The organism is Trinickia camelliae (genome assembly GCF_053525655.1).
Map to the genome: position 1 here is coordinate 174,570 of NZ_JBCHAA010000006.1, position 25,560 is coordinate 200,129.

The window sequence follows — 25,560 nt, forward strand, 5'->3', positions numbered from 1 at the left end:
GTAACGTGTTCGTTAGGCTGCTTCGGCCTGCTTGATGTGGTCCGACATGGACATAACGTGCGAGATGAAACCGTCGTCGTCGTGATAGGCGACCATGCAGCGCGCGGCGCCGTCGCCGAGTTCGTATTGAAAGACCGTGACGGGCGGCGCCACATCGGGCACGCGCTCCTGGCGCACCGGGTTCAGATGGCGCTCGACGCGGCGAAAGAGCGTCCAGAGCGACAGCGTCCACGCCATCGCGGCAATGCCGAGGATGCTCGGCAGAAACGCCCGCAACGACAGTTCCTCGGCACTGGCATGCGACAGGCACCAGTTGACGTACCACGCGCCGAACAGCCACATGCCCAGCACGAGCGCCGGCCGTATCACGCGATACCACGCGACATAGCGCACGGCCTTCGCGTGGCTGCACTCCGTTTCGAACTGCTGCACCGATTGCTTCGATACATCGATGATCGGGAAATCCATGACTGTGCCTCCTGGTTAGGAAAGTTGCCGATGCGGACCTGCATCGAGTGGACTGCGGTGTTGCGCTTGATCGTGCGACTGGTCGTCGTTCGCGGCGTCTGCGGCGACGATTGCCAACCCATTCGCGGCCGCGGGCGGCCCGCTCGCGCGGATGCCGCGATCCGGGCTGACCCAGCGCGCGCGCTTGCCGCGCCGCTGGCGCAGCACGCTCGGCAGCGCGATGACGGCCGCGATCATGCTGATGGCCCAGAAGGCGATCGGGTACCAGACGGTGTCGATGAAATAGCGCAAGAGCCGCGCGTCGTACTGGCGGTCGAGCAGGCAGCCGATGAGGATTTGCAGGCAGCAGGTGGCGAACAGGAACACGCCCGCCCCGCGCGGCACGATCGCGAAGCGCCACGCCTCGGGCAGCGTGACGAGCGCGGTCGCGACCATCAACGCGATCGTGAGCAGCATGCAGTACGCCCACACGATGCTGACGGCGTATTCGATGAAGATCGGCCACATCAAGACCTGACGGCGCCGCACGATCGCGCTCGCGTACTTGAAGAGCACCTGGATGCCGCCCTTCGCCCAGCGCAGACGCTGCTTATAGAGGCCGCGGAACGTCTCGGGCATCAGAATCCAGCTCAACGCACGCGGCTCGAAATGAATCAGCCAGTCGTTGGTCTGGAGCTTCCAGCTGATGTCGATGTCCTCGGTCAGCATGTCGGAGCTCCAGTAGCCGACTTCGCGAAGCGCCTTCCTGCGAAACATCGACACCACGCCCGAGACCGTCAGGATGCGTCCGTACATCTGCTGCGTGCGCTTGATGAGCCCGACGATCGACGAGAACTCGCCCACCTGCATCCGTCCGAGCAGCGACGTGCGCGTGCGGATGCGCGGGTTGCCGGTCACCGCGCCCACCTTCGGGTCCTTGAGGAAGTGCGGCAGCATCCAGCGGATCGCTTCTGCGTCGAGCAGCGAATCGCCGTCGATGCACATCAGGAACTCCGCGTCGGTGAGCATCGCGGCCGTCGTGAGCCCGATCGCCTTGCCCTCGTTCTGATTCTGGTGAATCACGACGAGCTTCGGATAGAGGTCGACGAGCTCGTTGAGGATCGCGCCCGTCGCGTCGCGGCTGCCGTCGTTGACGGCGATGATCGAGTAGTTCGGATAGTCGAGCTTGTCGAGGCACGCGATCACTTCACGCACGTTGTCGGCCTCGTTGTAGCAGGGCACGACGACGGCGACTTTCGGATATTCGTCGAGCGTGTCGCTCGCTTTCTGGTGGGCTTCGCGGCGCTCGATCAGAAAGTAATGCAGCAAGCCGCCGATCATCCACAGGTACGCCATCAGAAGCGGGTAGTAGAAGACGAAGTTCGAAATCACTCCCAGCACGTTTTTCATGGTTTCCTCGTTGTTGTTGTTTGCGCGGGTTTACGAAGCGCGCCAGGCCATCAGACCGCCATGCCCGGTTTCAGCCGCACGGAGTTCTGGATCGACATCACGTCGCGCAGCGCGACGGTGTCGGGACGGTTGTCGAGAAAGTCGTCGGTCGCGTAGCCGAGATGCACGACGCCCGCTGCGTTCAGGCGTTTCAGTTGCGCACGCAACGTTTCGGTGGCGACCGCTTGCGTGCCGCCATCCGCGCGGCGCTCGACGGTGGGCAGTTCGAAGACGGTTTTTTTCGCGGCGCCGGCGTGGTCGAGCACCTGTTGCGAGAGCGCGTCGAGCCAGGCGTCGGTGGTGCGCTCGCCGGCCTTGCCCGGATGCGCCGCCAGCGCGACGAAGTCGTAGTTCGCGATGAAGGTGTCGAGGTTCTGCGCGTACTTGCGGTCCGCGTTGGCATCGAGCGCGGCGAGCGCCGGCAGGCTTCTCACCGTCAGCACGTTGCCGCCGCCCTGGTACGCCCGAACACGGTCGGCGAGCGACTTCGTGAACGCGACCAGATGCGCGGTCTTCGCGCGCGACCAGCGCGCTTTCAGCGCGTCGGAGGCGTGGATCTGGCCGAGGTCGGCGGGCAGTCCCCAGGTCGCGTATTCGGCGAGCGCCGCTTCGCTCGCATCCTCGTATTCGGAGAGTGTGGCGTCCGCGCCGAACACGACGCCGTTGAAGCTCGCGTAGCGCGTGAGGTCGTCGTAGATGTCGCCGATCACGTCGCGCGCGTCGGCGTCGAACGGCGAGAGGCGCGGCAGGCGCGCGGCAGCGAAGCTCGCGTCCGCATCGCTCGCCACGACCACGCCCGGCCAGGTCTGCACCACGTGCGCCGCCGCCGGATGCCCTTCGGGCAGCGCGAACGACAGCAGCGGCATGCGCGCATACACCTGCACGCCGGCGCGCGTGATCAGTTGCCACGCCGTGCGGTTGAACAGATCGGCGCGCATCGGCATATGCCGGTTCGGGAAGTACAGCGCCTGTGCGAAACCCGTGCCGCTCGGGTCCGAATACGCCTGCAGATAGACCGATTTCGGTTCGAGGTCCTTGATGCGGTCGAGCAGCCGTCCGAGCTTTTCTTCGCTCTTGGCGGGATCGGGGTCGTACACGTCGTCGAGCGCGACATCGACGACGCGCTCCACCGGATCGTGCTCGCCGCGATACGCGCGCGCGACGCGGAACTGGCCGATCATCGTGCCGACGTCCCAGTCGTACGACACCAGCAAGCGGCGAATCTTCGTGAGCGGCACGTCGGGCGTGTTCGGGCCGTCGTCGAGCGTGAAGTGCGTCTGCATGCCGAGCGACTGCGACGCCTGGATCAAGGCGGCGTTGTACATGCCGTACGGCCAGACGGCCGAGCGCACCTTCACGCCCGTGTGCTGCTGGATCAAGGCGACGCTGCGTCCGAGGTCTGTATGGATGCGCGAAAGGTACTCGTCGTCGGTCTCGTAGCGTTTCAGGCTTGCGTCGTAGAGATGCGCGCTCGCAGCCGGCAATTCGTTTCCCTGCGGATTCGCGATCGCGCCGTGGTGCATGTCGTGCGTGTGCGAGGCGATCTCGACCAAGCCCGAATCGGCCATCTCGCGCAGGCTCTCCCAGCTCATGAAGTAGCCCGGCGGCATCAGCGACTTGCGGCTGATCCTGACCGGCTGTCCCGCCGGTGTTTCAGTCCAGCGCGTGACGACGCCGATCATCGCCGGATAGTTGTACGCCTTCAGAAGCGGAAACGCCTTCGTGTACTGGCTCGTGTACGCATCGTCGAAACTGATCAGCACCGCGCGCGGCGGCAGACGCGGCCCGCCGTTGCGCGATGCGACGATCTGATCGACGCTCACCGGATGGAAGTCCTTCGCCTTGAGCCACGCGAAGATCGTGTTCAACGTCGTGGTGCTGATCGCGCAGGTGTCGGCCACCGAGCCGATATCGGCCATCAGGTCGTCGCGAATGTCGTGGATCGCGATCACGCGGAACGTGAGGCCGTCGTCCTGGTCGGGCGGAGGCAAGAGGTCGAGCCCGAGGCCAGCCTGGGCCGCATGGGCGACGGGCGCCGCGGACATCGCGGCGGCAAAAGCGAGGAAGCGGCGGCGAGTGAGGAGCTTGTCCATGATCGTGGGAGTGGCCGGTTAGAGCGGAACGTTGAGGTTGAGATAGATAAGCTTGCTGGTCTCGCGGCTGTGGTCGAAGCGCTGGCTCGCGACGCCAACGCCATACGCGAGCGACGAATGCGTGCCGAGCTGCCACGCCTGCTCCAGCCGCACTTCCCAGAGCATCGAGTTGCCGACATCGGTCTGGCGGTAGCCGCCGACGGTCGCGTAGACGCGCTGGCTGAACTGCCGGTCGACGTTGCGCCACGGCGTCCACTGGAACATCGTCGTGATCTGGGCGGTCATGTCGCGGTGCGGGTTGAAGTACGCGGTGTTCGCGAGCGTGTTGCCGTTCGTGTCGAGATCGACCCACGTCGAGATCTCGTACTTCGGCGTGTTGAAGAGCCGCTCGTACCAGGTGCCGTTCCACTGCTGATGCAGGTTTGTATCGCTGTAGCGCGACACGCCGTAGCCGAGATCGAAGTAGCGGTAGTCATCGAACTGGTAGCGCGCGTCGGCGCTCGCAGTGCGGCCCGTGACGCCCGCCTGGTAGGCCTTCCACGGCAGCGAGTTGTCGTTGGTGTCGATGCCGGTCGAAAACTTCCAGTGGTCGTTCGGCTGGAACGCGACGGTGCCCGCCACGCCCGTGTAGCCGGTCGGCCCGGTCGAGTGGTCGACTTCGGCCGCGGCATCCCACCCGTAGTAGCGGAAGTCGCCGCCGACGCCGTTGCGAATGCGGCTCACGCTGTCGCCGTCGCCGGTGTCGGCGCGGCCGCTGAACTGGTGCGCGAAGACGCGCCAGTAGTTGGCGATCGGCTGCGAGTAGAGCTGCGTGTCGACGCCCCAGTCGTTGTCGGCGAGCGTCGAGTTGCCCTTCTGGCCGTTGCCTTCGACGATCAACTGCGGGCTCTTGTAGGCCTCGAAGTCGCGCTGAAAATTCTTGACCGTGTTGCTGTCGGGGAAGCGGTCGGTGAACTCGGCGTTGATCGCCGCGGCGCGATCGTACTGATTGAGCTCGATCTCGGTCTTGCCGAGGCCCGCTAGCGTTTCGATATCGCCGGGGTGATCGACGAGCGTGTCCTGGTAGAGCTTTTCGGCTTGATGCGGACGCTCCTGCACGAGCGCGGCATCCGAGCGCGCCGAGACCAGCGACGGGTCGAACGGCGCGTCCTTGCGCAAGTCGTCGAGCGCGGCGACGCCCTCCTTCGTGCGGTTCGTGTAGAGCAGGTATTGCGCTTCGAGCTTCTTCACGCGGCCGTAGTCCTCGCTCACTTCCTCGGGGTCGTCGGACAGATCGGCGTAGACCGGCGTCGTCTTCTTGATCGACTGCAGGAAAGCCTTTGCTTCGTCGAAACGGCCTTGGTCGAGGTAGGAGAAGAACAACCCCTCTTCGACGTCGATGCGCTTGAGCGCATGCGGCTCGGTCGACGGCTTGATCGGATCGAGCGGCGTCTTCAGCGCGAGCTCGTAGGCGCGGGCGGCTTGCTTAGGACTGTCGAGGTAGGTGTAAGCGTCGCCCGCCGCGGTATGCGTGCGCGCAGGCAGCGGCTCGTTGGCGGGCAGCAGCTCTTCGTACTGCGTGATCGCATCCTTCATGCGCCCGAGACCCTGCAGCGCTTCGACACGCTCGGCCTGCACCGAGCGGCGCACGTCGGCATAGTCGTCGCCATCGGGGATGCGCGCGAGCAATGCGTCTATGTGCTTCAGCGCCGCCGTGGTTTGCGCGAGGCGGTCGGCATCGTCGGACGCCAGCGCTTGCTGACGGCCCCAATGCACCTCGTTCGCGACGACGAGCGCTTCGATTTGCAGCAAGTCCTTGACCGCGAACGAGTCGGGGCGCTGCTTGGCCTGTTCCAGCGCGAGCTGCGGCGAGCCGGCGCCGGCCAGCTCGAACACTTGCCGCCGAACCTGATCGCGCTCGGTGAGCACCACGCCTTCCTCGACCTTGCGAGCCGTTGCGGGCGGGATAGCCGGGTCGGCCGCGCAGTAGTCGCGCGCCAGGAGCACCAGCAACAAGGCGGTTGCCTTGAGTGCGGTGCGTGCGGTGCTCGCGCTGCGGCGCTTGCGTTTCGTGCCTCGGGTGCCACTCGTGCCGCTTGTGCGTGTAGCTTTCATGGGTCCTCGCCAGTTGGGCGCAACTGTCCAGACAAAGCGAGTCCCCGGCGCCGAACGATCGAAATCGTGGCGTCCCACCAAGAAATGACTACGGGAAATCTTTTGTCCGGCGCTGAAGCCGTTTTATGCGGCGAGCGCTACCCAATCCCGGGCGCGCCGCCGTTTATTGCCGCGACGCAGTAAGCGAGGTCTGTACCAGCAAGTAGTCAGACCTTTTGGCGTATAGGTCTGGCGGAAATGGCCGCTCTGCAGCGCAGCAGAAACGGGCAAAAACGTTTCAGCGCTGAACGATGAGGGGAGCGGGAACGCTACGGCGTCTCGTTGACGTCCAGTAGAAAGTGATTGGAATTGCGACGTCGAAGAAAGAACATCCTCACGGCAAACGATCAACGCGAAGCGTTATCGATCATTTCGCGGCCGGAAGGGAGTGGAATCATTCTTATCGGAATTTTCGCTCTCCGATGACCCAACGTTGAGCCGAAACCACTCGAAACGCGTCGATCGAGTAAGAGCGTGTAACGTGTCGGAGCCCTTATCGAAGGCAAAAGACATGCTGTATATCCAGAGCTTTGTGCGCTGGCCCGCAGACCGGATTCATGCGGCAATGCAGCGTGGAAAAAATGCGATGTCGCTGAAAAAAGCGGAGAGACCCACTGGACGTGGGCGCTCTCGATGTTGTGTCAGAGGAATGTCGCGCCGCTCGCTCGCAACTTGATACGGGTTTCTAATTAGTTGCAAACGCGAACTCGAAGCCGGGCGACGGAGCGTCTTTTCCGTCGCCTGGCTTCAGCTCAGCTTCTAAGCGCTAGCGATGAACACGCGATCGCGCCGTTCGGCATCGCACAGTGCGGAGCATCAAGCGGATCGTCTTTGCGCCGCTGCCGCTCTTGGTGTGCCGCGCTTGCCGCAGGTGGCGTGCCCCACTAGGCGCGCCCTACTACTTGCGCTTGCCTTCCAGCTCTTCCCAGCGCTCGAGCGCAAGCAACAGTTCGTCGTCGATGGCCGCGTAGCGCTCGGTGAGACGCGTGCCTTCCTGCGGGTCCTTTGCGAAGATCGACCCGTCTTCCAGCTGCGCGCCGATCGTCTTTTGCTCGGCCTCGAGCGCCGCGATCTTCTCGGGCAGCGCCTCCAGCTCGCGCTGCTCCTTGAACGACAGCTTGACCGTGCGCTGCGCATTGCGGCCCGCGGCGCTTTCCTTCGGCGCGCTGGCCGCGGGGGCTTCCTTCGCCGCGTCCTTCGCAGCCGCTTGCTCGGCGATCTGCTGCGAGCGCTCGCTTTGCACCTGCCAATCGGTGAAGCCGCCGACATACTCGCGCCAGTTCCCCGCCCCCTCCGACGCGATCACCGACGTCACCACGTTGTCGAGAAACGCGCGATCGTGGCTCACGAGCAGCACCGTGCCGTCGTAGTCGGCGAGCAGCTCTTCGAGCAGTTCGAGCGTGGGGATGTCGAGGTCGTTGGTCGGTTCGTCGAGCACGAGCACGTTCGCGGGCCGCGCGAAGAGACGCGCGAGCAAGAGCCGGTTGCGCTCGCCGCCCGAGAGCGACTTCACGGGCGACCGGGCGCGTTCCGGCGCGAACAGAAAGTCGCCCAGATAGCTCATCACGTGCTTCTTCGTGCCGTTGACTTCGACCCAGTCGCTTCCGGGGCTGATCGTATCGGCGAGGCTCTTTTCCTGATCGAGCTGCGCGCGCATCTGGTCGAAGTACGCGACCTGCAGGTTCGTGCCGACTTTGACGGTGCCTTCGTCGGGCGCCAATTCGCCGAGGATCAGCTTGAGGAGCGTCGTCTTGCCCGCGCCGTTCGGTCCGACGAAGCCGATCTTGTCGCCACGCATGACGGTCGACGAAAAGCGGTTGACCACCGTGCGCGCGCCGTAGCGCTTCACCACGTCGGTCAGCTCGGCGACGATCTTGCCGGACTTCTCGCCCTGCCCGACGTCGAGCTTCACGTTGCCCTGCACGTTGCGCCGCTCGGCACGCTCGTTGCGCATCTGCACGAGCCGCGCGATGCGGCCGACGCTGCGCGTGCGGCGCGCCTCGACGCCCTTGCGAATCCACACCTCTTCCTGCGCGAGCAGCTTGTCGAACTTCTCGTTTTCGACGCGCTCGACTTCCAGCTGCTGCGCCTTGCGCGTCTGGTAAGCGGAGAAATTGCCGGGGTACGACAGCAGCCGGCCGCGGTCGAGTTCGACGATGCGCGTCGCCACGCGGTCGAGGAACGCGCGATCGTGCGTGATGAAGAAGAGCCCGGCGCGCTGCGAGGCGAGCAGCTCCTCGAGCCAGCGGATGCCGTCGAAATCGAGGTGGTTGGTCGGCTCGTCGAGCAAGAGCACGTCCGGCTGCGCGACCAGCGCGCGGGCCAACGCGACGCGCTTTTGCATCCCGCCCGAGAGCGCGCCCACGCGCGCGTCGCCGTCGAGGCCGATTTGCGCGAGCGTGGTCGAGACGCGCGTGCGCCAGCTCCAGGCGTCGTGCGCATCGAGCGACGATTGCAGCGCGTTCATGCGCGCGAGCAGCGCATCGTGCTCGGCGCCTTCGGGCGTTTCCGCGAGCTTGTGCGCGACGGCGTCGAATTCGTCGAGATGCGCGCGCGCGTCGACGAGGCCGGCCGCGACGCTATCGAACACCGACGCGTCCGCATCGAACTCCGGCTCCTGCGGCACATAGATGGTCGACAGATCCTGCTGACGCGTGACGAGGCCGTCATCGGGCTTCGTGAGCCCCGCGACGATCTTCAGCAGCGACGATTTGCCGGCGCCGTTGCGGCCGATCAGGCCGACGCGCTCGCCGGCTTCGAGCGAAAAATCCGCGTGATCGAGCAGCGCGACGTGACCGAACGCGAGCTGCGCGCCGGTGATGGAATAAAGCGACATGGGGAGAGCGGCTTTAGGAGAAAACCAAAACGCTCATTGTACCGGTCGCGCGATGCGCGGCCGGGGGTGCCTAAAGACATAGGACACATAGGACGAGCGCGCACGAGCCGCGCGCGCCCCAAAAAGACACGGCCGCCGCATGGAATGACGAGCGGCCGTATGGCTTACTTCACATGAACCGTGATGGTCTGGCTCATTTGCGGACCATACGAGCGATGCGCGCCGTCGGCGAATTGCATGGTCAGCGTGTGGTCGCCCGGCGGCAGCGTCACGTCCGTCTCGGTCTGCCCCTTGCCGTAGTGGATATGCGTCTCGTCGGCGGGGACGACGGTGCCTTGCGGCACCGGCCCGCCATCGATGATCAGATGATGGTGGCCCGTGCCTTCCGTCAACGTGCCGGCCGGCGAGACCGTCATGCCTTCGACCCCGAACACCACGTGCACCGGGCTTGTCACGGTCGCGCCGTCCTTCGGCGCGACGAAGAAGACGCGAGAGTCAGCCCGCGCCGCGGCCGACGCCACGAGCAGGCCCGCGAACACTGCGCTTGTGATCCATTTGTTTTTCAACATCGTTTTCTCCAGGTGGAATCAAGCCGGTGGTCAGCATACACCGGGCTTGCAAAATAGACTGACTCAGCTAGAAAGCCGATTCGCGCTCGGGCGCCGCGGCAATTGCGCACGCGGGCTCCCTCGCGGAATCCGGTAAAATCGCGCGTTTTGCCCGACGTCGTCACGAAGGGCCAGAGCGTTCCAAAGCATTCATTTGAAAGAGAATTCCGTGAGCGAAGTCATCGAATACAAAAGCTGGGTCTGCCTGATTTGCGGCTGGGTCTACAACGAACAAGACGGCCTGCCCGGCGAAGGCATCGCGCCGGGCACCCGCTTTGCCGACATTCCCGAAGACTGGCGGTGTCCGGAATGCGACGTGACCAAGGCCGAGTTTGCGGCGGTCGAGTTCTGAGCCGGTACGACACAGAACACGCGAGCTTGAAGAGTATTCCGTCGAGGGGTGAAGTTTGCTGATTTGCGCCTGTGATCCAGCAGGTAGCGTCTGCGGACGAAGCACCCCCGGGGCCGCTTGGCGCTAAAGGGATTTGCTATACTCTGCGCTCGCTGCCAACGCCGGACGCTCCGGCATTGCGAATCCGCGAAGCAAGACTAAGCTGCAGTTCATCGTTGCCGAGCTTGGTCGCGAAAACGGTCCTCTCCCCGTAGTTCAATGGATAGAACAAGTGCCTCCTAAGCGCTAGATACAGGTTCGATTCCTGTCGGGGGGACCAAATGCGCTTCGCAGCCGTTCCCAGCTTCTTAGAAGCCCCGCGTGTTTTACGACCGCGGGGCTTTTTGCTGTCCGGAAGTACCTCGCCGAATCCGTCGGCTCATCGGTATAGACAGGTGTATTCCCCGCCCCAAGCGCCGCTGGTGCATCGCTTGCAGATGTACCGCGGACAGTCCGTGATGCCCGTGCCCGGCACGGCGCACCGGGAGACAATGGTGCCTTCCGCGACGATTCCTCCATCGGAAGCCTGACAGGCGCCAGCGGGCAACACGACCGCGGTTTGAGTGGGCTGCGACGAGACGCTATCCTCGTGCGCGCATCCGGCGACGACAAACAGGAGCGGGAAGACCAGCAATAGCTTCAAAGACCGAATCGAGGACATGGCGCACCTCCCTTGCGAAGGAACGAAGCAATTCGAGCCCGAGCGGGGCACCTAAACTAAACGGTCAGAACACGCAAAACATTCCGGAAATCGGGGAAAGACACGAAATTGGCAGTCCCGTCATATCGCCTTCGATGTACCGTATCGCACGCGTTGCTCCCTCACCACTTTACGCTCAGGAGTCTCTAGATGCTGGCACTTAGACCAAGCTGCGAATGCTGCGACAAAGACCTCCCCCCGGAGTCCGCCGACGCGCGAATTTGCTCGTTCGAATGCACGTTCTGTATCGACTGCGTGACGAATGTGCTTCACGGCACCTGCCCGAATTGCGGCGGCGAGCTGGTCGCGCGGCCGCGCCGTCCGGCGAACAAGCTCGCGAACAATCCGCCATCGACAGAACGCGTCTTCAATCCGGAGTGCGCGCAGCGACGTTAAGCGCGCTGCCATATTCCCGCCATCCACCTGCCAGTAACCTCCGGACACAATTCCCGTCGAACTCCGCTCCCGTTTTTCCTTTCTTAGAAGATAGATGGGAGCGAAATCATGTTCAGGCTCATCGCAATCCTCGGATTAGCTTCCGCCCTCGCGGGCTGCGTCGCGGAGGCTCCCGGCTACCCCGATTACGGTTACTACCCCGACGGCTACTACGGCTACGGCCCGGACTACGAGCCGGGGTTTGCATACGGTGCAGTCGGCATCGGCGGCGGCAGCTGCTGCTTCTTCGACCACCATGATCACGACCACGATCATGACCACGACGGCGGTCACGGGCACGGTTGGGGCGGAGGCTGGGGTCACGGCGGCGGCCATGGCGGCGTCTGGACGAGCGGCGGCGGCTGGGGTGGCCATGGCGGCGGTCACGGCGGCGGTGGTAGTGGAGGCGGCGGTGGCGGCTCGAGCCGCTAGCTGACAGGACGAATTAGCCGGACGTATCAGGACGAATCGCGGCCCATCCCCGTGCTAGCATCTGCCGACGCACGGAGAGCCCATACATGGATGTCGCGATTGTCCGCCGTTTCGAAACCGAATTTGCGCCCCGCATCGCGGAGACGATCACTGGTCTGTTCGACGCGCAAGTGCGCGCGAAAATCATCTCGTCCGAAGGCGCTGGCCGCCCGACGCGAGTCCGCTTATTCGGGGAGATGAGCGAGCACGCGCACGAGCACGTGAGGCACTTCTCTCATCCACTCAATGTCGACCTGACATGGGATGACGACGAAATCGAAAGCCTGCTGACGACCCCCGAGGGCCGCACGCGCTTTCAGCGCTACCTCAACGCGATTCCTCGCAAGCTGCGCAATTGGCAGGACGCGCGATCGATCGACTTCGCGACGCGCACCCAGGACGAACCGTCCATTCTGATCGGCGGCCTCGACTTCGGCGCCTGACGTCTCTGGCCTCTGGCCGCCCTGCTTTCTCAATGCCGCCTATGCATCCATTGCGGATGATGCGCACCGAGCCAGCGCCGCAAGTCGTTCAACGGGTGTTCGGTCTGATACCGCGTCGCAACAAGAAACGCGGCGCATACGAAGACGATAAGCGTCAGCATGAAACCGATGGATGAATCAGGCATAGCAGTCTCCCTGAATCTGACGGCGGCTGTCTCGATTCTACGAGCGTTGCTGCCGCCAGGCGATCTATTTTGCGACCCGCGCCACGTTCACGAAGCGCGTCCGTAGTACAAATTCTGCGGATGGCGCGCTTCGGCGAAAAAGAACCAACGCTCCGCGACGAGCCCCGCGTATTGGATGACGAACGCCGCGCCGAGCAGCGCGATCGACGACGCCACCGACGACGATGCCGCCGCCCCCAACGCCGTCAGCACAAACGGCACCGCGAATCCGCCGAGCAAGAACGCCCACTTGATGGTCTGCACCGTGCGCGCCGTTTGGCCGTGAAAGAACTCGCGTGTGTTGAACGATTGGGCGGTGAAGCCGCGCGACTTCTGGACGACGTTCGGGCCCTTGATGCCGGTCGCGCTTTCCAGCGTCGACTTCGGCCGCAGCCGCGCATTGCGCGCGAGCGACGCGACCCGGCTCGCGCAGCCCGCCAGCGTCAGCACGCAAGCGCACGGCGCTAGCGCGCCGACCAGCGCAGGCGCGAGCCACGCCGAGCATGCCGCGGCGAGCGTGAATCCCGATGCGCAGCCGAGCAGCACGAAGTTGACCAGCGTGAGCGGCGTCGCCCATTCCTGCAGAAAGCGCAGGCACGCATAGATCATCGACGTGCAGACGAAGAGCACCGCGCCCGCCAGCACGCCGAGCACGCCAATCGCGAGCGCGTACGGCGAACCGATCCAGTGCGCGACGCCATACGCGAACGCGCAAGCGAGGAACGCGGGCAGTGCCAGACACTCGCGCGACAGCCACGACGTGCGCCACATCGCGATTGCGCGCCACGCGCGCTCCGGATGTCCGAGGTGGAAAAACGATGCGACGAGGCCCAGCGCGCCGAGTGCGACCGACACGCCCGCGCCCACGACATAGAAACTTTGCGACGTCATCGCATTGGTCGCAGCCCAGCCGAGCCGCCCGGCGGCTTCCACGCCGACAAGCGCGATCAACAATCCCTGTGCGGCGCCGCAAAGCGTCGTCAGGAACACCACCGAGAAAGCAGGTCTCATCTTCGTTGACTCCCAATCCTTATTGACCAGCCGCTATCACACGCGCGTCGCCGCCGATGCCAGGTTCAACTGGCCTCGCTCGAGCTGCGCGTCGATCGACACATCCTGGGCGTCGCCCGCCGATTTGCACGAGCACGAGCCCCCGCCGCACGACGTCGATTCCGTCTTTTGCCTGGGCAAGTAGTGATTCGAAGGCCGCGTGCCCCACTCCGGCATCAACTGATAACCGCCGCGCTCGCGGATCGCCTTCGACACCGTCGACTCAGGATCGTGGATGTCTCCGAAGAGCCGCGCCGAAGTCGGGCACGCGAGCACGCAGGCGGGCTTGCGGTCGCGCTCGGGCAGCGCCTCGTTGTTGATGCGGTCCGAGCACAGCGTGCACTTCGTCATCTCATGGCGCTTCTCGTCGATCTCGCGCGCGCCGTAGGGGCAGGCCCACGAGCAGTATTTGCAGCCGATGCAGCGGTCGTAGTCGACGAGCACAAGGCCGTCTTCCTTGCGCTTGTAGCTGGCGCCGGTCGGACACACCGGTACGCACGGCGGGTCTTCGCAATGCAGGCACGATTTCGGGAAGTGAATCGTGTCGGTGAGCGGAAACACGCCGGTTTCGTAGGTCTGCACGCGGTTGAAGAACGTCCCCGACGGGTCGTCGTCGTAGGGCCGGAAATCCGCGAGGCTGCCCGCCTCGCCCGACGTGTTCCATTCCTTGCAACTCGTCACGCACGCGTGGCATCCGACGCACACGTTCAAGTCGATCACGAGGGCCATCTGAGTCATTGCTTGCTCCCGCTCATTTACTGTTCGTCGTCGTGGCGCTTGGCGGCGGGCTTCACCGCCTGCACCAGGCGCTTGGCAAATTCGCCGCGCCCCGCGAAATACGCCTGCACGACGCGCTGCACCGCGTTCGCGCCCGTCGAGCCGGGCAGCGGTTGCATCGGCGCGAACTGCGGCAGCGTGTGGTCAGCGTCGGCTTCAGCCGGATAGACGCGCACGCGCACGTCGTACCACGCGGCCTGTCCTGTGACCGGATCGGAATTCGAGATCCGCGCGCCCGCTGCCGCGTTCGCTTCCTGAGCGGGCAACTCGTCCGTGATCAGGTGATTCAGCAGAAATCCGTGCTTCGATTCGTTCGCGTCGGGACCGAGGTTCCAAGCGCCCGCCGCCTTGCCGATCGCGTTCCAGGTCCACACCGTCCCCGGCTCGACCGCCTCGCTGTAGCGCGCCATGCAGCGCACCTTGCCCCACTGCGATTCGACGTAGATCCAGCCGCCGTCTTCGATGCCGTTCTCCTGCGCCATGCGCGGATTCATGAACAGGTAGTTCTCGCCGTGGATCTGCCGCAGCCACGCGTTCTGCGAATCCCACGAGTGGTACATCGCCATCGGACGCTGCGTGATCGCCGCGAGCGGATAACGCTCGGTATCGGTCGCGGCGTTTTCGAGCGGCGGGTAGTAGAACGGCAGCGGATCGAAATAGCGCTCGATACGCGCACGCAGGTGATCGGGCGGCTGGCGGCCCGTCGTCTTGCCACGCGCGGCGAGCCGGAATTTCTGCAGCACGTCCGAGTAGAGCTGGATCACGATCGGCTCGCTGAACTTGCGGAAGCCGTTCTCGACCGCCCACTTCAGATACGGCCCGTTGCAGTTGCGCATGTACTGGATCGATTCGGGCAGCGTGAAATGGAACACGCAATTGTTCTTCGCGTACTGCTCCCACTGGTTCGGATTCGGCTCGCCGACGAGCGCCTTGTCGCCGTCCTTGCCGCGCCAGCCGGCGAGAAAGCCGACGCCCGAATTGGGCGCGGTCTGGAAGTTGATGACGAAGTCCGGGTAGTCGCGGAACTTGCGCGTGCCATCCTCTTTCGTGAACGCCGGCAGCTTCAGCCGGCTGCCGAGTTCGATCAGCACTTCCTGGAACGGCTTGCATTCGCCGGTCGGCGGCACCACGGGAACGCGCACGGAGTCGACCGGGCCGTCGTATTCGGAGATCGGACGATCGAGCACCGACATCGCATCGTGCCGCTCGAGGTAGGTCGTATCCGGCAGGATCAGGTCGGCGAACGCGGTCATCTCGGACTGGAACGCGTCGCACACCACGATGAACGGAATCTTGTGCTCGCCGTTCTCGTGCTTGTCGGTGAGCATCTTGCGCACCTCGACCGTGTTCATCGACGAGTTCCACGCCAGGTTCGCCATGAAGATGAGCAACGTGTCGATCGGGTACGGGTCGCCGCGCCAGGCGTTCGTGATGACGCTGTGCATGAGGCCGTGGACCGCGAGCGGGTATTCCCACGAGAACGCCTTGTCGATGCGGCCGGGCTCGCCATCCTTATCGACAAAGAGATCCTCCGGCGCGGCGGGCCAGCCGAGCGGACCGGTTGCCAGCGGCGTATTCGGCTTGATCACGTCCGGATCGTTCGGCGGTTTCGCCGACGGCGGCACCGCGCGCGGATACGGCGACTTGTGCCGGAAGCCGCCGGGGCGATCGATCGTGCCCATGATCGACATCAGGATCGACAGCGCGCGAATCGACTGGAAGCCGTTCGAATGCGCGGCGAGCCCGCGCATCGCGTGGAACGCGATCGGGTTGCCGGTGACGGTGTCGTGCGTCTGGCCCCACGCGTCGGTCCACTGGATCGGCAGCGTGATTTTGTGGTCGCGGGCCGTGTCGGCCATTTCGCGCGCGAGGCGGCGGATCGTATCGGCGGCAATGCCGGTGATCTCCGACGCCCACTCGGGCGTGCACTCGGCCACCTGCTCGCGCAGCAGCGCGAACGACGGCACGACCGGCGTGCCGTCCGCGAGCGCATAGCGGCCTTCGAGCGCGGGCGTGACGCCGGGCGCGTGATGCACCACGGCGCGCTCTGCGGCCGGGTCCCACCACATGCGGTTCTGCGGAAAGAGCGGATTGCCGACGGGCGATTCAGGGTCCTGCACGAAGAGGCCGAACGTGTTGCGCTGCTCGTCCATGTCGAGCAGCTCGGCGGCGTTCGTGTAGCGCGTGACGAACTCGCGGTCGTAGGCGTTCGTTTCGATCAATTCGCGGATCAGCGCCATGAACAGCGCGCCGTCGGTGCCGGGGCGGATCGGCACCCATTCGTCCGCGATCGCCGCGTAGCCCGTGCGCACCGGATTGATCGCGATGAAGCGACCGCCCGCGCGCTTGAACTTCGAGAGCGCGATCTTGAGCGGATTCGAGTGATGGTCTTCGGCGGTGCCGATCATGAAGAACAGCTTCGCGCTGTCGAGGTCGGGGCCGCCGAACTCCCAGAACGAGCCGCCCATCGTGTAGATCATCCCGGCCGCCATGTTGACCGAGCAGAAGCCGCCGTGCGCCGCGTAGTTGGGCGTGCCGAATTGCTTCGCGAAGAGGCCGGTGAGCGCCTGCATCTGGTCGCGGCCGGTGAAGAGCGCGAACTTTTTCGGATCGGTGGCGCGCAGGTGGGACAGGCGCTTTTCGAGGGTCGCGAACGCGGTTTCCCAGGAGACCGGCTCGAACTGCGCGGCACCGCGTTCGGCGCCGGGCTTGCGCATCAGCGGTTGCGTAAGGCGTGCGGGCGAATACTGCTTCATGATCCCCGACGACCCCTTCGCGCAGATCACGCCCTGATTGAGCGGATGGTTGGGGTTGCCGTCGATATAGCGCACTTCGCCGTCGCGAAGATGCACGCGGATGCCGCAGCGGCACGCGCACATGTAGCACGTCGTGGTCTTCACCTCGAGCTTTTCGTTCTGGGTCCGGGCTCGGTGTTCCATCTGACCTCCTTCTCTCGCCATGACGCGCCTCGCCAAGCCGGGCAACGGCATAAGCATATGACTGAATCCTATAAGGCCGGCCGCCAAAAGAAAAATCGCTATTTCGGATCAGAACCATCGGCTTCGACGATAGTTCGAAAAATCACGCGGGGGCGTTGACGCCGAGGCCCCTCGTCCGCGCTTGCCGGCACGACGGCGTCTGCGAGTGTCTCGGCGCGCTGACATAATTGGCGCCTTCCCCCGTCCTTTATAGGAGCCGCTGGTGAGCGATCCGACCACTTCCTCTCGCGCCGCCGTCCGGCGCGTCGCGTTTCTCGGCCTCGGCGTCATGGGCTATCCGATGGCCGGGCATCTTGCGAAAGCCGGTCTCGACGTGACCGTCTACAACCGTACGGAAGCAAAAGCCGCGCAATGGGTTGCCGAATTCGGCGGCAAGGCGGCGCGCACGCCGTGCGAGGCCGCGAGCGGCGCCGACCTCGTGCTCACCTGTGTCGGCAACGACGACGACCTCCGAAGCATCACCCTCGGCGACGACGGCGCATTCGCCGGCATGGCGCAAGGCGCCGTGTTCGCCGACCATACGACGGCCTCCGCCGACGTCGCGCGCGAACTGTCGACGCTGGCAAAGGCGCGTGGCGTGTCGTTCATCGATGCGCCCGTGTCGGGCGGCGAAGCCGGCGCGAAGAACGGCAAGCTCACGATCATGTGCGGCAGCGACGATGCCGCCGCATTCGAGCGCGTCGCCGCGACGCTCGCGCATTACGCGGTCGCCGTCACGCTGCTCGGGCCCGCGGGCGCGGGCCAGCTCACGAAAATGGTCAACCAGATCGCCGTGGCCGGCGTCGTGCAGGGTCTCGCCGAAGCGGTCCGTTTCGGCGAATGCGCGGGCCTCGACATGGCGCGCGTGCTCGACGCGATCGGCAAAGGCGCGGCGACGAGCTGGCAGATGGAGAACCGGGGCAAGACGATGATCGAAGGCAAGTTCGATTTCGGCTTCGCCGTGGACTGGATGAGGAAGGACCTCGGCATCTGTCTCGACGAAGCGAAACGCAACGGCGCGCCGCTGCCGGTGACGGCGCTCATCGATCAGTTCTACGGCGACGTGCAGGCGCTCGGCGGGAACCGGCTCGATACGTCGAGCTTGATCTGGCGGTTGAGGAAGCTGGGCGGGGGCTGAGCGCGGGACGGCGCCAGCACCTCCGATCGGCGCCGCATCGCCGTCGCTCACGCCACGGCAGCGCCTGCCGCGGCGTCGACTCGAATCACCGTCCGCGCAACAACGCCGCCATCCCCGCAATCATCTGGTCCATCTGCGAGCACGCCGACCCCGCGGGCACGGCGGCTTCGACGATCGTCACGCCTTCGTGCGCGCGGGCGGCGTCGAGCGCGGCGGCGAGGCTCTCGCGATCGGCTGCGCGCGCGAAGCGCAGGCCGAAGGCCGCCGCGAGGCAGCCGAAATCGATCGCGTGAGGATTGCGCACGGCGGTGCGGTAGTCGGGACGTTGCGCGAGCGGCAGGAAATCGAAGATCGCGCCGCCCTCGTTGTTGATCACGCAGATGCACGCGCAGCCCGCGTGTCGCTGTGCGCTCGCGAGCGCCGGCAGATCGTGCAGCAGCGCGAGATCGCCGAGCACGAGCAAACCCGCCCCGCCGCGCGCACGCGCGGCGCCGATGAACGTCCCGACCGTGCCGTCGATCCCCCACACGCCCCGGTTCGACAGCGCGGCTCGCACGCGCGGGCGAACGTCGTCGAACAGATCGGCGTGGCGGACCGGCATCGAGTTGCCGAATTGCACGAAGTCGAAGCCGTCGTGCGTGAAGATTTGCTGCGCGGCCACCAACTCGCCCCACTCCAGTCCCGCCAGCGCTTGAACGCGCGCGGCGCGCACGCGCGTGCTCGACTGGCGCCACGCCGTGCGCCATTTGTCGTCGCCGGGAGCGAGCCGCTCGGCGAGTGCGTCGAGTAAAACGGGCGACGGTGCGACGAGCGGCACGAACGACGGATGCAGGTAATCGGCGTCGGCGGGAAGCGTCGACACCTTGAGCGTCGGCACGCGATGCGCGAGCAGATAGTTCTGCACTTGCGGCATCACGGGCGCGTGGCCAAAGCGGATCACGAGATCGGGCGCGCGCGCGGCGAGCGGCGACGGCACCGCGAGCGCATCGAAACCGCTCGAGACGTCCGCGCGGCCATAGCCGCGCAAGCCGCTGGCGGCGTCGGCGATGACCGGGAAGCCGGTGCGTGCGCAGAATGCGTCGAGCACGTCGCCGGGGACGCCGCATTCGGGGCCCGCGACGATCATGCCGCGCAGGCCGGGCATCAACGGCAGGCGTGCGGCGAGATGGGATAAGGCGGTAGCGATGTCGTCGGCGCTATCGGCCTGCGTGGCGAGCCGCTGCTTATCGGCAGGATCGCGAAGCGCTCGGCCGACGGCCAGCGGCTGTTCGGTCAGCGGCAGCGCCGCAGCCCGCGTCGCCGCCGACGCCTCAGGCGATTCGGTCGAATCAAACCGGCCCAGCATCGGCACGTTGATATGCACCGGGCCACGGCGCGGCGCCCGGCACTGCGCGAGCACGGCGTCGACGGCGGCTCGCATCGCCATCAGCGCCTCGGGCGAATCGAGCGGATCGTCGAGATCGACGCTCGCGCGCACGAACGCCCGGCACGCGCCGATGTGGTCGGTCATCTGCCCGAAGCCCGTGCCGCGCAGCGAGCGCGGCCGGTCGCAACTCACCACGACGAGCGGCACGCCGCACGCATCGGCTTCGGTCAGCGCGGGCACGAGGTTCGCCACGGCCGAGCCCGACGTCGTGACGATCAGCACCGCTTCGCCCGTCATCTTCGACATGCCGAGCGCCGCGAATGCGCCGCTGCGCTCGTCGGTACAGACGAGCGTATCGACGAAGCTTTCGCGCTCGCGCGTGGCGAGCACGAGCGCCGCGCTGCGGCCGCCCGGCGAGAGCACCGCGCGGCGCACGCCATGCGCGGCGAGCGCATCGAGGATGCAATGGAGCCAGAGGTCGTTCAAGGTGGAGGGGGCGATCGTATCGCTGACGGATGGATCGCCCCGCGTCGCATCGAATACTGCAACCGCACTCCCCTCGTTCAGCAACGCCCCGTCCGCAGCCAGTGCCGCTAGCGCATTCATGCTTGCATCTCCTCGACGTGCGCCTCGGCGAACGCCGGCATCACCTGTTCCGCAAAGCGCCGCATCGACGCGAGCACCTGCGCTTGCGGCAGCGCGCCGAACCAGAAGCTCGCGCTGAAGTAGTCGCAGCCGATGCCGTCGCGAATCCGCTCCAGTTGCCGCACGCATTGCTCGGCGGTGCCGATCACGACGAAGTCTTCGCACAACGCATCGGCCGGCGGCTCGTCCGCAAAAGGGTCCGCGCACACGACGCCATCGACGACATTGCCCAATCCATGCCGCAGACGCAGCGTCGCACGCCCGTTCCAGCGCACCTGCTCGATCGCCTCGCGCGCCTCGGCTTCACTCTCCGCGACATAGACGGGCCGTTGCGTGCCGATGCGCAGTCCCGCGAGCTGCGGCGCGAGGTCCGGATAGCGCTCGCGGATATTGATGAGCTTCGAGATCGGTTCGAGCACGCCGGTGAAAAGATTCATGCGGCGCGCGATCGCCTGCTCGATCTGCGCGCGCTCGCTCGAATTGACGACGACCCAGCACGGCATGCGCGTCTGCAGCGGCCGCGGATAAAGCCGCGTGCGCGGGATGTGGAATTCGGCGCCTTCGAACTCGACGAACGGCAAGTGCAGCGCGCGCTGCACGATGTCGAGCGCCTCGTCGTCGCGCTGCGGATGCGCGCCTTTGACGAGCCCGAAGCGCTCGTATTGATACTGCTGATAGCCCTTGCCGAAGCCCGCCTCGGCGCGGCCGCCCGAGAGCACGTCGAGCATCGCGAGCTCTTCCGCGACGACGAGCGGATGATGCAGCGGCAACGGCACGATCGCCGTGCCGAGACGAATGCGGCGCGTGCGCGCCGCGATATGCGAGAGCAGCATCAGCGGCCGCGACGAGTACGCGTAGTTCGTGAAGTGATGCTCGGCGAGCCAGACGTGGCTCAACCCCAGTTGCTCGGCGGCGACGGCCAGCTCGATTCCGCGCGACAGGATCTCGGCGGCGGGCCGCGGCTCCGGTGCGGGCATGGTCATGAACATGCCGATTTGCATTTCATCTCCTGGGGTGTTGGGTGCACGATCCGCGTGTAGCAAAGTCACGCTCAATAAGTCGACATGCCGCCCGTGCGCAGCACGTCGGCGATGCGCGTGCGCAAGTCGTCGACGGCAGGGCCATTGGGCATCTGCCGCACGGTCTCGCCCGTCTCGATGAAGCGGCTCACGAGCGCGAGCGCGGCGCCGTTCGCGCCGTCGCGCAGCAGATTCGCGACATAGCGGCGCCACTCGTCGTCGTGGAGCTTGAAGAGGCAGCCGGCCAGCAAAGCGATCGACGCCGCGTTGCTCTTGTCCACCGATTCGAGGCGCTTCAAGAGCCGCACGGCGCCGATCCAGTCGGTCTCGCGGATGCGCAGGCGGACTTCGCCGAGATCGACCGCGAGCGCGTCGCGGCGCAGCACGCGCAACGCGAGCAGGATGTCCTCCAGATCCTCGCGCGGCGCGTCCTTCAAGCCGAGCGAGAAGATCTTGAGCAGCATCCCGACGACCTCGTCACGGCACTGCGCATAGGCAGGATGCGCAGGATGAGCGGGCGACGCCGCACCGCTCGCCGCGCGGTTGGGCGCGCGGTTAGCCGACGTCGCACCGCTTCGATGCACGTGACGCGTCTCCGTCGGCTAACGCCTCAGAAGTCGTTCGACTGGTTCAAGTCGCCGGCCTCGACCGTGACCTGCGAGGACGAGAACGTGGCGTTGCCGCCGTCGCTCGTTTGCGGCTTGGTGAGAGGGATGCCGAGCGGATTGTTGCCGGTCTCGAGGCGCTGGATTTCCTTCGTCGCGCCGGAGTTGAGCGACACGCTGCCGTCCGAGTTGATGCGGCCGACCGAATTGCCGCTGCCGTTGTACAGGTTGCCCTGGCTGTCTTCCTGCAAGTGCAGCGCTTCGCCGCCCGCTTGCGAATTGATCTTCACGTCGTGCAGACCTTGCCCCGCACCGGCGCCGACACCACCCGTGCCGCCTGCCCCGCCGCCGGCTCCACCCGCGCCACCGGCACCGCCTGCACCGGGCGTGGTGCTCGCGAAGTTGGTCGGCTGGGGTTGGGGGCTGCCGCCGCCCGCGCCGGAACCCGCGGCGGGGTTCGAGCCGCCACCGCCGCCTGCGCTTTCCAGCAGATTCTCGATGTCTTGCAACAGCTGTTCGACCTCGGCGGTCGACGATTGCCCCGTGCTGGACGTGTTGTTGTTCGGCGTGGGGGCCGGATTCAGGTAAGCGGACGAAATCGTATTCATTGCTATGTCACCTCGAAGTGGACGTGCGAAGAAGACTCGTGATCGGTGCGCCGCGGGCTCCATGTCGAAGCCACCGCTTGCGGCTCTCACGCAGCTTATAAACACTCCGGGGGATGGGTTGCGCCGATACGAAGCGTCGTCGCCGGATGCGAAGCCGGCGGCAAGGCAGATAGCGCGGTGCTAAACTCGATTGGCTCACCGGCGCGTTTGCAGAGCGTTTGCCGATCAATCACGATGTGCCACACGCCGTGTCACATTCCGTCTCGCGAACCGCGCGTCAGCCCCACCTCGAACCCCTGTTTAAAGGAGGCATCCCATGGCAGATTTCAGAATCTGGTCCGACGACTTTCCCGCCAACGGCTTCATGACGAAAGCGCAGGAAATGAACGACAAGACGTTCGGCGTCGACGGCGAAGGCGGCAACACGTCGCCGGCGCTGCAGTGGGACTCGCCGCCGGAAGGCACGGAGAGCTTCGCGCTCACGATCCACGATCCCGATGCGCCGACGGGCAGCGGCTTCTGGCACTGGGTCGTGGTCAACATCCCGGCCGACGCGCGCGCGCTGCCGCGCAACGCAGGCAGCGCGGACGGCGCTCTCCTGCCGGCCGGCGCGCTGCAGGTGAGGAACGATTACGGCACGCAGGGCTTCGGCGGCGCGGCGCCCCCGCGCGGCGACCGCACGCATCGCTACATCTTCCGTCTGCATGCGCTCAAGGTCGCGAATTTGCCGATTACCGCCGAGACGACCAACGCCGTCGCGCGCTTCATGACGCATCTGAACGAAATCGACTCGACGACCTACACCGGCCTCTACGAACTCAAGTAAGCGGCCAAGCACGATGCGGCGGGCTGCGCGGCGACACGCGCGGCCCGCCGCTTTTGTTTCACTTCCCCCAGACTCCACCAAGACCAAGATGGACCACGAACAAGGTCTGCCCCTGCCGCAACGCTATTGGGCCATCGTCGTCGTTGCGCTCGGCATCACGCTCGCGGTGCTCGACAGCGCCATCGCCAACGTCGCGCTGCCGACCATCGCGCGCGATCTGAAAGCAAGCGCCGCCGCGTCGATCTGGGTCGTCAACGCCTATCAGCTGTCGATCACGATCTCGCTGCTGCCGCTCGCCTCGCTCGGCGACCGCATCGGCTACCGGCGCGTGTACACGGCGGGGCTCGTGCTCTTCACGGTCGCGTCGCTCGGCTGCGCGCTCTCCGGGTCGCTTGCGACGCTCGCGATCGCGCGCGTGATCCAAGGCTTCGGCGCCGCGGGCATCATGAGCGTCAACACCGCGCTCGTGCGCATGATCTATCCGCGCACGCAGCTCGGGCGCGGGATCGCGATCAACGCGATGGTGGTGGCGGTGTCGTCGGCGGTGGGGCCGACCGTGGCGTCGGCCGTGCTGTCCGTCGCCAACTGGCCGTGGCTCTTTGCGATCAACGTGCCGATCGGCGTCGCGGCGATGCTGGGCGCCGTCCGGGCGCTGCCGACCAACCCCGGCCACGACTCGCCGTACGACTACGTGAGCGCGGTCATGAACGCGTTCGTGTTCGGGCTGTTGATCGTCGCGATCGACAGCCTCGGCCACGGCGAAAACCGCGGTTATGCGGCGGCGGAATTGCTCGGCGCCGCGATCATCGGCTATTTCTTCGTGCGCCGGCAGCTGACGCAGGCCGCGCCGCTCCTTCCCGTCGATCTCTTGAAGATTCCGGTGTTCGCGCTGTCGGTCTGCACGTCGATCTGCTCGTTCTGCGCGCAGATGCTCGCATTCGTGTCGCTGCCGTTCCTGTTTCAGAACACGCTCGGGTTTTCGCAGGTGCAAACGGGGCTCTTGATCACGCCTTGGCCGTTCGCGATCATCTTCGCGGCGCCACTTTCCGGCGTGCTGTCGGACCGCTACTCGTCAGGCCTCCTCGGCGGAGCCGGGCTCGTCGCGATGACCGCCGGGCTCCTCTTGCTCGCGACGCTCGGCGCGCATCCAACGCCCCTCGACATCGCCTGGCGCATGGCGCTGTGCGGAGCCGGCTTCGGCATCTTTCAGTCGCCCAACAACCGCACGCTGCTGTCGTCCGCGCCGCGCGAGCGCAGCGGCGGCGCAAGCGGCATGCTCGGCACCGCGCGTCTCACTGGGCAAACGCTGGGTGCCGCGCTCGTCGCGCTGATCTTCGGCTTCGCGCCGGTCAGCGGGCCGACGGTGACCCTCTATGTCGCCGCGGCGTTTGCCGCCGTGGCTTCGGTGGTGAGCACGCTGCGGGTGATGCAGCCAAAGGTGGCCTGAGCGCCTGCGCTGAATAGCGCGCCAGGCACGCGGCGCGCGCGCATGCCTGGCCCTCGCCTGCCGCACATTTTTCTCTCCGCAAAAACCCGCACTTTCCGCACTCGCGGCCCACGCACTACTCTAAGGTTGTGCCCGCGTCACGCATTGTTGCGGCGCGGCGCCGGGCCTCTACGCATGGTTTTTCAACGATGCCAAGGAGGCGCCATGTCACTCATCGTCGCTGGACGCTTCACCACCTTCCCTGCCGCCGAAGCTGCCGCCCAGCAGCTGTTCAATCGCGGCTTCGTCGAAGAAGACGTCAATCTGTTTTTCGTGAACCCGCGTGGACAGCACGCGCGCAAATCGTCCGAGCATCCGAGCGCCGCCATGCTGCACGGCGCCAAGGGCCCGAGCCGCGGCGCCACGATCGGCGCGGTGGCGGGCGCGATCGCGGGGGTCGCGATCTTCATGTCGATCACGACGTCGCTTCTGATCGCGGTGATTGCCGCTGGCGTGGGGGCCTACGTCGGGTCGATGATCGGCTCCGCCATGCATGACAGGGCGAGCACCGCCCCGCCGCTGCACGACTCGGTCGCGCACGCCGTGCTCCACGAAATGCGCGATTCCGGCGTGCTCGTCGCCGTGCACGTCTGCCCGGAAAATCAGCTCGAGGCCGCGACGGTGCTGCGCGAAGCCGGCGGCATGGCGATCGAGCGCGCGACGGGACGCTGGCAGCAAGGCCGCTGGTCCGACTTCGATCCGACCAGAACGCCGACGCCGATGGCCGAAATGAATCAGCGCGAAGCGTAGCGGCAAGGCGCAGTCGCTCACTCATGTCATCCACGCGAGAAGTCTGCGCGCGGCGCGGCGGCTTATTCGCTGGCATGGCCTA

22 protein-coding genes and 1 tRNA gene are annotated in these 25,560 nt (G+C 65.8%); 9 read left to right on the forward strand and 14 right to left on the reverse strand.

Annotated elements, in window-relative coordinates:
- Positions 1–12 precede the first annotated feature (12 nt).
- From AAHK20_RS12675 to AAHK20_RS12700, 6 genes are all read right to left on the reverse strand, one after another.
- Positions 13–468: a hypothetical protein gene (locus tag AAHK20_RS12675; RefSeq protein WP_449181802.1), complete on the reverse strand. Its 456-nt coding sequence runs from the start codon at positions 466–468 to the stop codon at positions 13–15.
- A 15-nt stretch (positions 469–483) separates the two neighbouring features.
- Positions 484–1,857, reverse strand: coding sequence for a poly-beta-1,6-N-acetyl-D-glucosamine synthase (gene pgaC / locus AAHK20_RS12680; RefSeq protein WP_449181803.1), 1,374 nt, complete (start codon positions 1,855–1,857; stop codon positions 484–486).
- 50 nt (positions 1,858–1,907) lie between these two features.
- The gene (pgaB, locus tag AAHK20_RS12685) at positions 1,908–3,989 is read right to left on the reverse strand and encodes a poly-beta-1,6-N-acetyl-D-glucosamine N-deacetylase PgaB (RefSeq protein WP_449181804.1); all 2,082 of its coding nucleotides are present in this window, start codon (positions 3,987–3,989) and stop codon (positions 1,908–1,910) included.
- Between the two features lie 18 nt (positions 3,990–4,007).
- Complete coding sequence (gene pgaA / locus AAHK20_RS12690; RefSeq protein WP_449181805.1) at positions 4,008–6,083, reverse strand: poly-beta-1,6 N-acetyl-D-glucosamine export porin PgaA; 2,076 nt, start codon at positions 6,081–6,083, stop codon at positions 4,008–4,010.
- Positions 6,084–7,020: 937 nt separating this feature from the next.
- Positions 7,021–8,958: an ATP-binding cassette domain-containing protein gene (locus AAHK20_RS12695; protein ID WP_449181806.1), complete on the reverse strand. Its 1,938-nt coding sequence runs from the start codon at positions 8,956–8,958 to the stop codon at positions 7,021–7,023.
- Between the two features lie 164 nt (positions 8,959–9,122).
- The gene (locus AAHK20_RS12700; protein ID WP_449181807.1) at positions 9,123–9,527 is read right to left on the reverse strand and encodes a DUF4399 domain-containing protein; all 405 of its coding nucleotides are present in this window, start codon (positions 9,525–9,527) and stop codon (positions 9,123–9,125) included.
- A gap of 208 nt (positions 9,528–9,735) precedes the next feature.
- Between AAHK20_RS12700 and AAHK20_RS12705 the strand changes: the two genes are divergently transcribed.
- The 5 genes from AAHK20_RS12705 to AAHK20_RS12725 all read left to right on the forward strand — a co-directional run bounded on the left by AAHK20_RS12705 (position 9,736) and on the right by AAHK20_RS12725 (position 12,006).
- The gene (locus AAHK20_RS12705; protein WP_137331492.1) at positions 9,736–9,918 is read left to right on the forward strand and encodes a rubredoxin; all 183 of its coding nucleotides are present in this window, start codon (positions 9,736–9,738) and stop codon (positions 9,916–9,918) included.
- Positions 9,919–10,162: 244 nt separating this feature from the next.
- A tRNA-Arg gene (locus tag AAHK20_RS12710) sits at positions 10,163–10,237 on the forward strand.
- 570 nt (positions 10,238–10,807) lie between these two features.
- The gene (locus AAHK20_RS12715) at positions 10,808–11,053 is read left to right on the forward strand and encodes a DUF1272 domain-containing protein (RefSeq protein WP_449181808.1); all 246 of its coding nucleotides are present in this window, start codon (positions 10,808–10,810) and stop codon (positions 11,051–11,053) included.
- Positions 11,054–11,161: 108 nt separating this feature from the next.
- Positions 11,162–11,524, forward strand: coding sequence for a hypothetical protein (locus tag AAHK20_RS12720; protein ID WP_449181809.1), 363 nt, complete (start codon positions 11,162–11,164; stop codon positions 11,522–11,524).
- A gap of 86 nt (positions 11,525–11,610) precedes the next feature.
- A complete protein-coding gene (locus tag AAHK20_RS12725; protein ID WP_449181810.1) occupies positions 11,611–12,006 on the forward strand; it encodes a DUF5594 family protein in 396 nt (131 codons plus the stop codon).
- A gap of 29 nt (positions 12,007–12,035) precedes the next feature.
- Here the strand turns inward: AAHK20_RS12725 and AAHK20_RS12730 are convergent, their stop codons facing one another.
- From AAHK20_RS12730 to AAHK20_RS12745, 4 genes are all read right to left on the reverse strand, one after another.
- Entirely contained in the window at positions 12,036–12,191 is a 156-nt protein-coding gene (locus tag AAHK20_RS12730; RefSeq protein WP_175425524.1) for a hypothetical protein, read from the reverse strand.
- An 87-nt stretch (positions 12,192–12,278) separates the two neighbouring features.
- Positions 12,279–13,241: a dimethyl sulfoxide reductase anchor subunit family protein gene (locus AAHK20_RS12735; RefSeq protein WP_449181811.1), complete on the reverse strand. Its 963-nt coding sequence runs from the start codon at positions 13,239–13,241 to the stop codon at positions 12,279–12,281.
- 36 nt (positions 13,242–13,277) lie between these two features.
- A complete protein-coding gene (locus AAHK20_RS12740; protein ID WP_449181812.1) occupies positions 13,278–14,018 on the reverse strand; it encodes a 4Fe-4S dicluster domain-containing protein in 741 nt (246 codons plus the stop codon).
- A 17-nt stretch (positions 14,019–14,035) separates the two neighbouring features.
- Positions 14,036–16,996, reverse strand: a complete 2,961-nt coding sequence (locus AAHK20_RS12745) for a molybdopterin oxidoreductase family protein (protein ID WP_449181813.1) — start codon at positions 16,994–16,996, stop codon at positions 14,036–14,038.
- Positions 16,997–17,258: 262 nt separating this feature from the next.
- Here AAHK20_RS12745 and AAHK20_RS12750 point away from each other — a divergent pair, with 262 nt between their 5' ends.
- Positions 17,259–18,173: an NAD(P)-dependent oxidoreductase gene (locus AAHK20_RS12750; RefSeq protein WP_449181814.1), complete on the forward strand. Its 915-nt coding sequence runs from the start codon at positions 17,259–17,261 to the stop codon at positions 18,171–18,173.
- An 85-nt stretch (positions 18,174–18,258) separates the two neighbouring features.
- On the opposite strand, the gene menD is transcribed toward AAHK20_RS12750, so the two are convergent.
- The 4 genes from menD to AAHK20_RS12770 are packed head-to-tail and all read right to left on the reverse strand — an operon-like array spanning position 18,259 to position 22,416.
- Positions 18,259–20,145: a 2-succinyl-5-enolpyruvyl-6-hydroxy-3-cyclohexene-1-carboxylic-acid synthase gene (gene menD / locus AAHK20_RS12755; RefSeq protein WP_449181815.1), complete on the reverse strand. Its 1,887-nt coding sequence runs from the start codon at positions 20,143–20,145 to the stop codon at positions 18,259–18,261.
- On the reverse strand, positions 20,142–21,185 hold the full coding sequence (locus AAHK20_RS12760; protein WP_449181816.1) for an LLM class flavin-dependent oxidoreductase: 1,044 nt from the start codon (positions 21,183–21,185) through the stop codon (positions 20,142–20,144). Before AAHK20_RS12760 ends, menD begins: the two co-directional genes overlap by 4 nt.
- A gap of 50 nt (positions 21,186–21,235) precedes the next feature.
- A complete protein-coding gene (locus tag AAHK20_RS12765; RefSeq protein ID WP_449181817.1) occupies positions 21,236–21,787 on the reverse strand; it encodes an HrpB1 family type III secretion system apparatus protein in 552 nt (183 codons plus the stop codon).
- A gap of 26 nt (positions 21,788–21,813) precedes the next feature.
- Positions 21,814–22,416 carry a hypothetical protein gene (locus AAHK20_RS12770; RefSeq protein WP_449181818.1) on the reverse strand — a complete coding sequence of 201 codons (603 nt, stop codon included), beginning with the start codon at positions 22,414–22,416 and terminating at the stop codon, positions 21,814–21,816.
- A 316-nt stretch (positions 22,417–22,732) separates the two neighbouring features.
- Here AAHK20_RS12770 and AAHK20_RS12775 point away from each other — a divergent pair, with 316 nt between their 5' ends.
- The 3 genes from AAHK20_RS12775 (at position 22,733) to AAHK20_RS12785 (ending at position 25,478) form a co-directional block, all read left to right on the forward strand.
- The gene (locus tag AAHK20_RS12775; RefSeq protein ID WP_449181819.1) at positions 22,733–23,242 is read left to right on the forward strand and encodes a YbhB/YbcL family Raf kinase inhibitor-like protein; all 510 of its coding nucleotides are present in this window, start codon (positions 22,733–22,735) and stop codon (positions 23,240–23,242) included.
- A gap of 88 nt (positions 23,243–23,330) precedes the next feature.
- A complete protein-coding gene (locus tag AAHK20_RS12780; protein ID WP_449181820.1) occupies positions 23,331–24,689 on the forward strand; it encodes an MFS transporter in 1,359 nt (452 codons plus the stop codon).
- 204 nt (positions 24,690–24,893) lie between these two features.
- Entirely contained in the window at positions 24,894–25,478 is a 585-nt protein-coding gene (locus AAHK20_RS12785) for a glycine zipper domain-containing protein (protein WP_449181821.1), read from the forward strand.
- Positions 25,479–25,560 lie beyond the last annotated feature (82 nt).

Excerpts from the sequence above, each read along its gene's own strand:
- AAHK20_RS12675 (WP_449181802.1), bottom strand. The coding sequence starts at position 468 with ATGGATTTCCCGATCATCGATGTATCGAAGCAATCGGTGCAGCAGTTC.
- pgaC (WP_449181803.1), bottom strand. The coding sequence starts at position 1,857 with ATGAAAAACGTGCTGGGAGTGATTTCGAACTTCGTCTTCTACTACCCG.
- pgaB (WP_449181804.1), bottom strand. The coding sequence starts at position 3,989 with ATGGACAAGCTCCTCACTCGCCGCCGCTTCCTCGCTTTTGCCGCCGCG.
- pgaA (WP_449181805.1), bottom strand. The coding sequence starts at position 6,083 with ATGAAAGCTACACGCACAAGCGGCACGAGTGGCACCCGAGGCACGAAA.
- AAHK20_RS12695 (WP_449181806.1), bottom strand. The coding sequence starts at position 8,958 with ATGTCGCTTTATTCCATCACCGGCGCGCAGCTCGCGTTCGGTCACGTC.
- AAHK20_RS12700 (WP_449181807.1), bottom strand. The coding sequence starts at position 9,527 with ATGTTGAAAAACAAATGGATCACAAGCGCAGTGTTCGCGGGCCTGCTC.
- AAHK20_RS12715 (WP_449181808.1), top strand. The coding sequence starts at position 10,808 with ATGCTGGCACTTAGACCAAGCTGCGAATGCTGCGACAAAGACCTCCCC.
- AAHK20_RS12720 (WP_449181809.1), top strand. The coding sequence starts at position 11,162 with ATGTTCAGGCTCATCGCAATCCTCGGATTAGCTTCCGCCCTCGCGGGC.
- AAHK20_RS12725 (WP_449181810.1), top strand. The coding sequence starts at position 11,611 with ATGGATGTCGCGATTGTCCGCCGTTTCGAAACCGAATTTGCGCCCCGC.
- AAHK20_RS12730 (WP_175425524.1), bottom strand. The coding sequence starts at position 12,191 with ATGCCTGATTCATCCATCGGTTTCATGCTGACGCTTATCGTCTTCGTA.
- AAHK20_RS12735 (WP_449181811.1), bottom strand. The coding sequence starts at position 13,241 with ATGAGACCTGCTTTCTCGGTGGTGTTCCTGACGACGCTTTGCGGCGCC.
- AAHK20_RS12740 (WP_449181812.1), bottom strand. The coding sequence starts at position 14,018 with ATGACTCAGATGGCCCTCGTGATCGACTTGAACGTGTGCGTCGGATGC.
- AAHK20_RS12745 (WP_449181813.1), bottom strand. The coding sequence starts at position 16,996 with ATGGAACACCGAGCCCGGACCCAGAACGAAAAGCTCGAGGTGAAGACC.
- menD (WP_449181815.1), bottom strand. The coding sequence starts at position 20,145 with ATGAATGCGCTAGCGGCACTGGCTGCGGACGGGGCGTTGCTGAACGAG.
- AAHK20_RS12760 (WP_449181816.1), bottom strand. The coding sequence starts at position 21,185 with ATGCAAATCGGCATGTTCATGACCATGCCCGCACCGGAGCCGCGGCCC.
- AAHK20_RS12770 (WP_449181818.1), bottom strand. The coding sequence starts at position 22,416 with ATGAATACGATTTCGTCCGCTTACCTGAATCCGGCCCCCACGCCGAAC.
- AAHK20_RS12775 (WP_449181819.1), top strand. The coding sequence starts at position 22,733 with ATGGCAGATTTCAGAATCTGGTCCGACGACTTTCCCGCCAACGGCTTC.
- AAHK20_RS12780 (WP_449181820.1), top strand. The coding sequence starts at position 23,331 with ATGGACCACGAACAAGGTCTGCCCCTGCCGCAACGCTATTGGGCCATC.
- AAHK20_RS12785 (WP_449181821.1), top strand. The coding sequence starts at position 24,894 with ATGTCACTCATCGTCGCTGGACGCTTCACCACCTTCCCTGCCGCCGAA.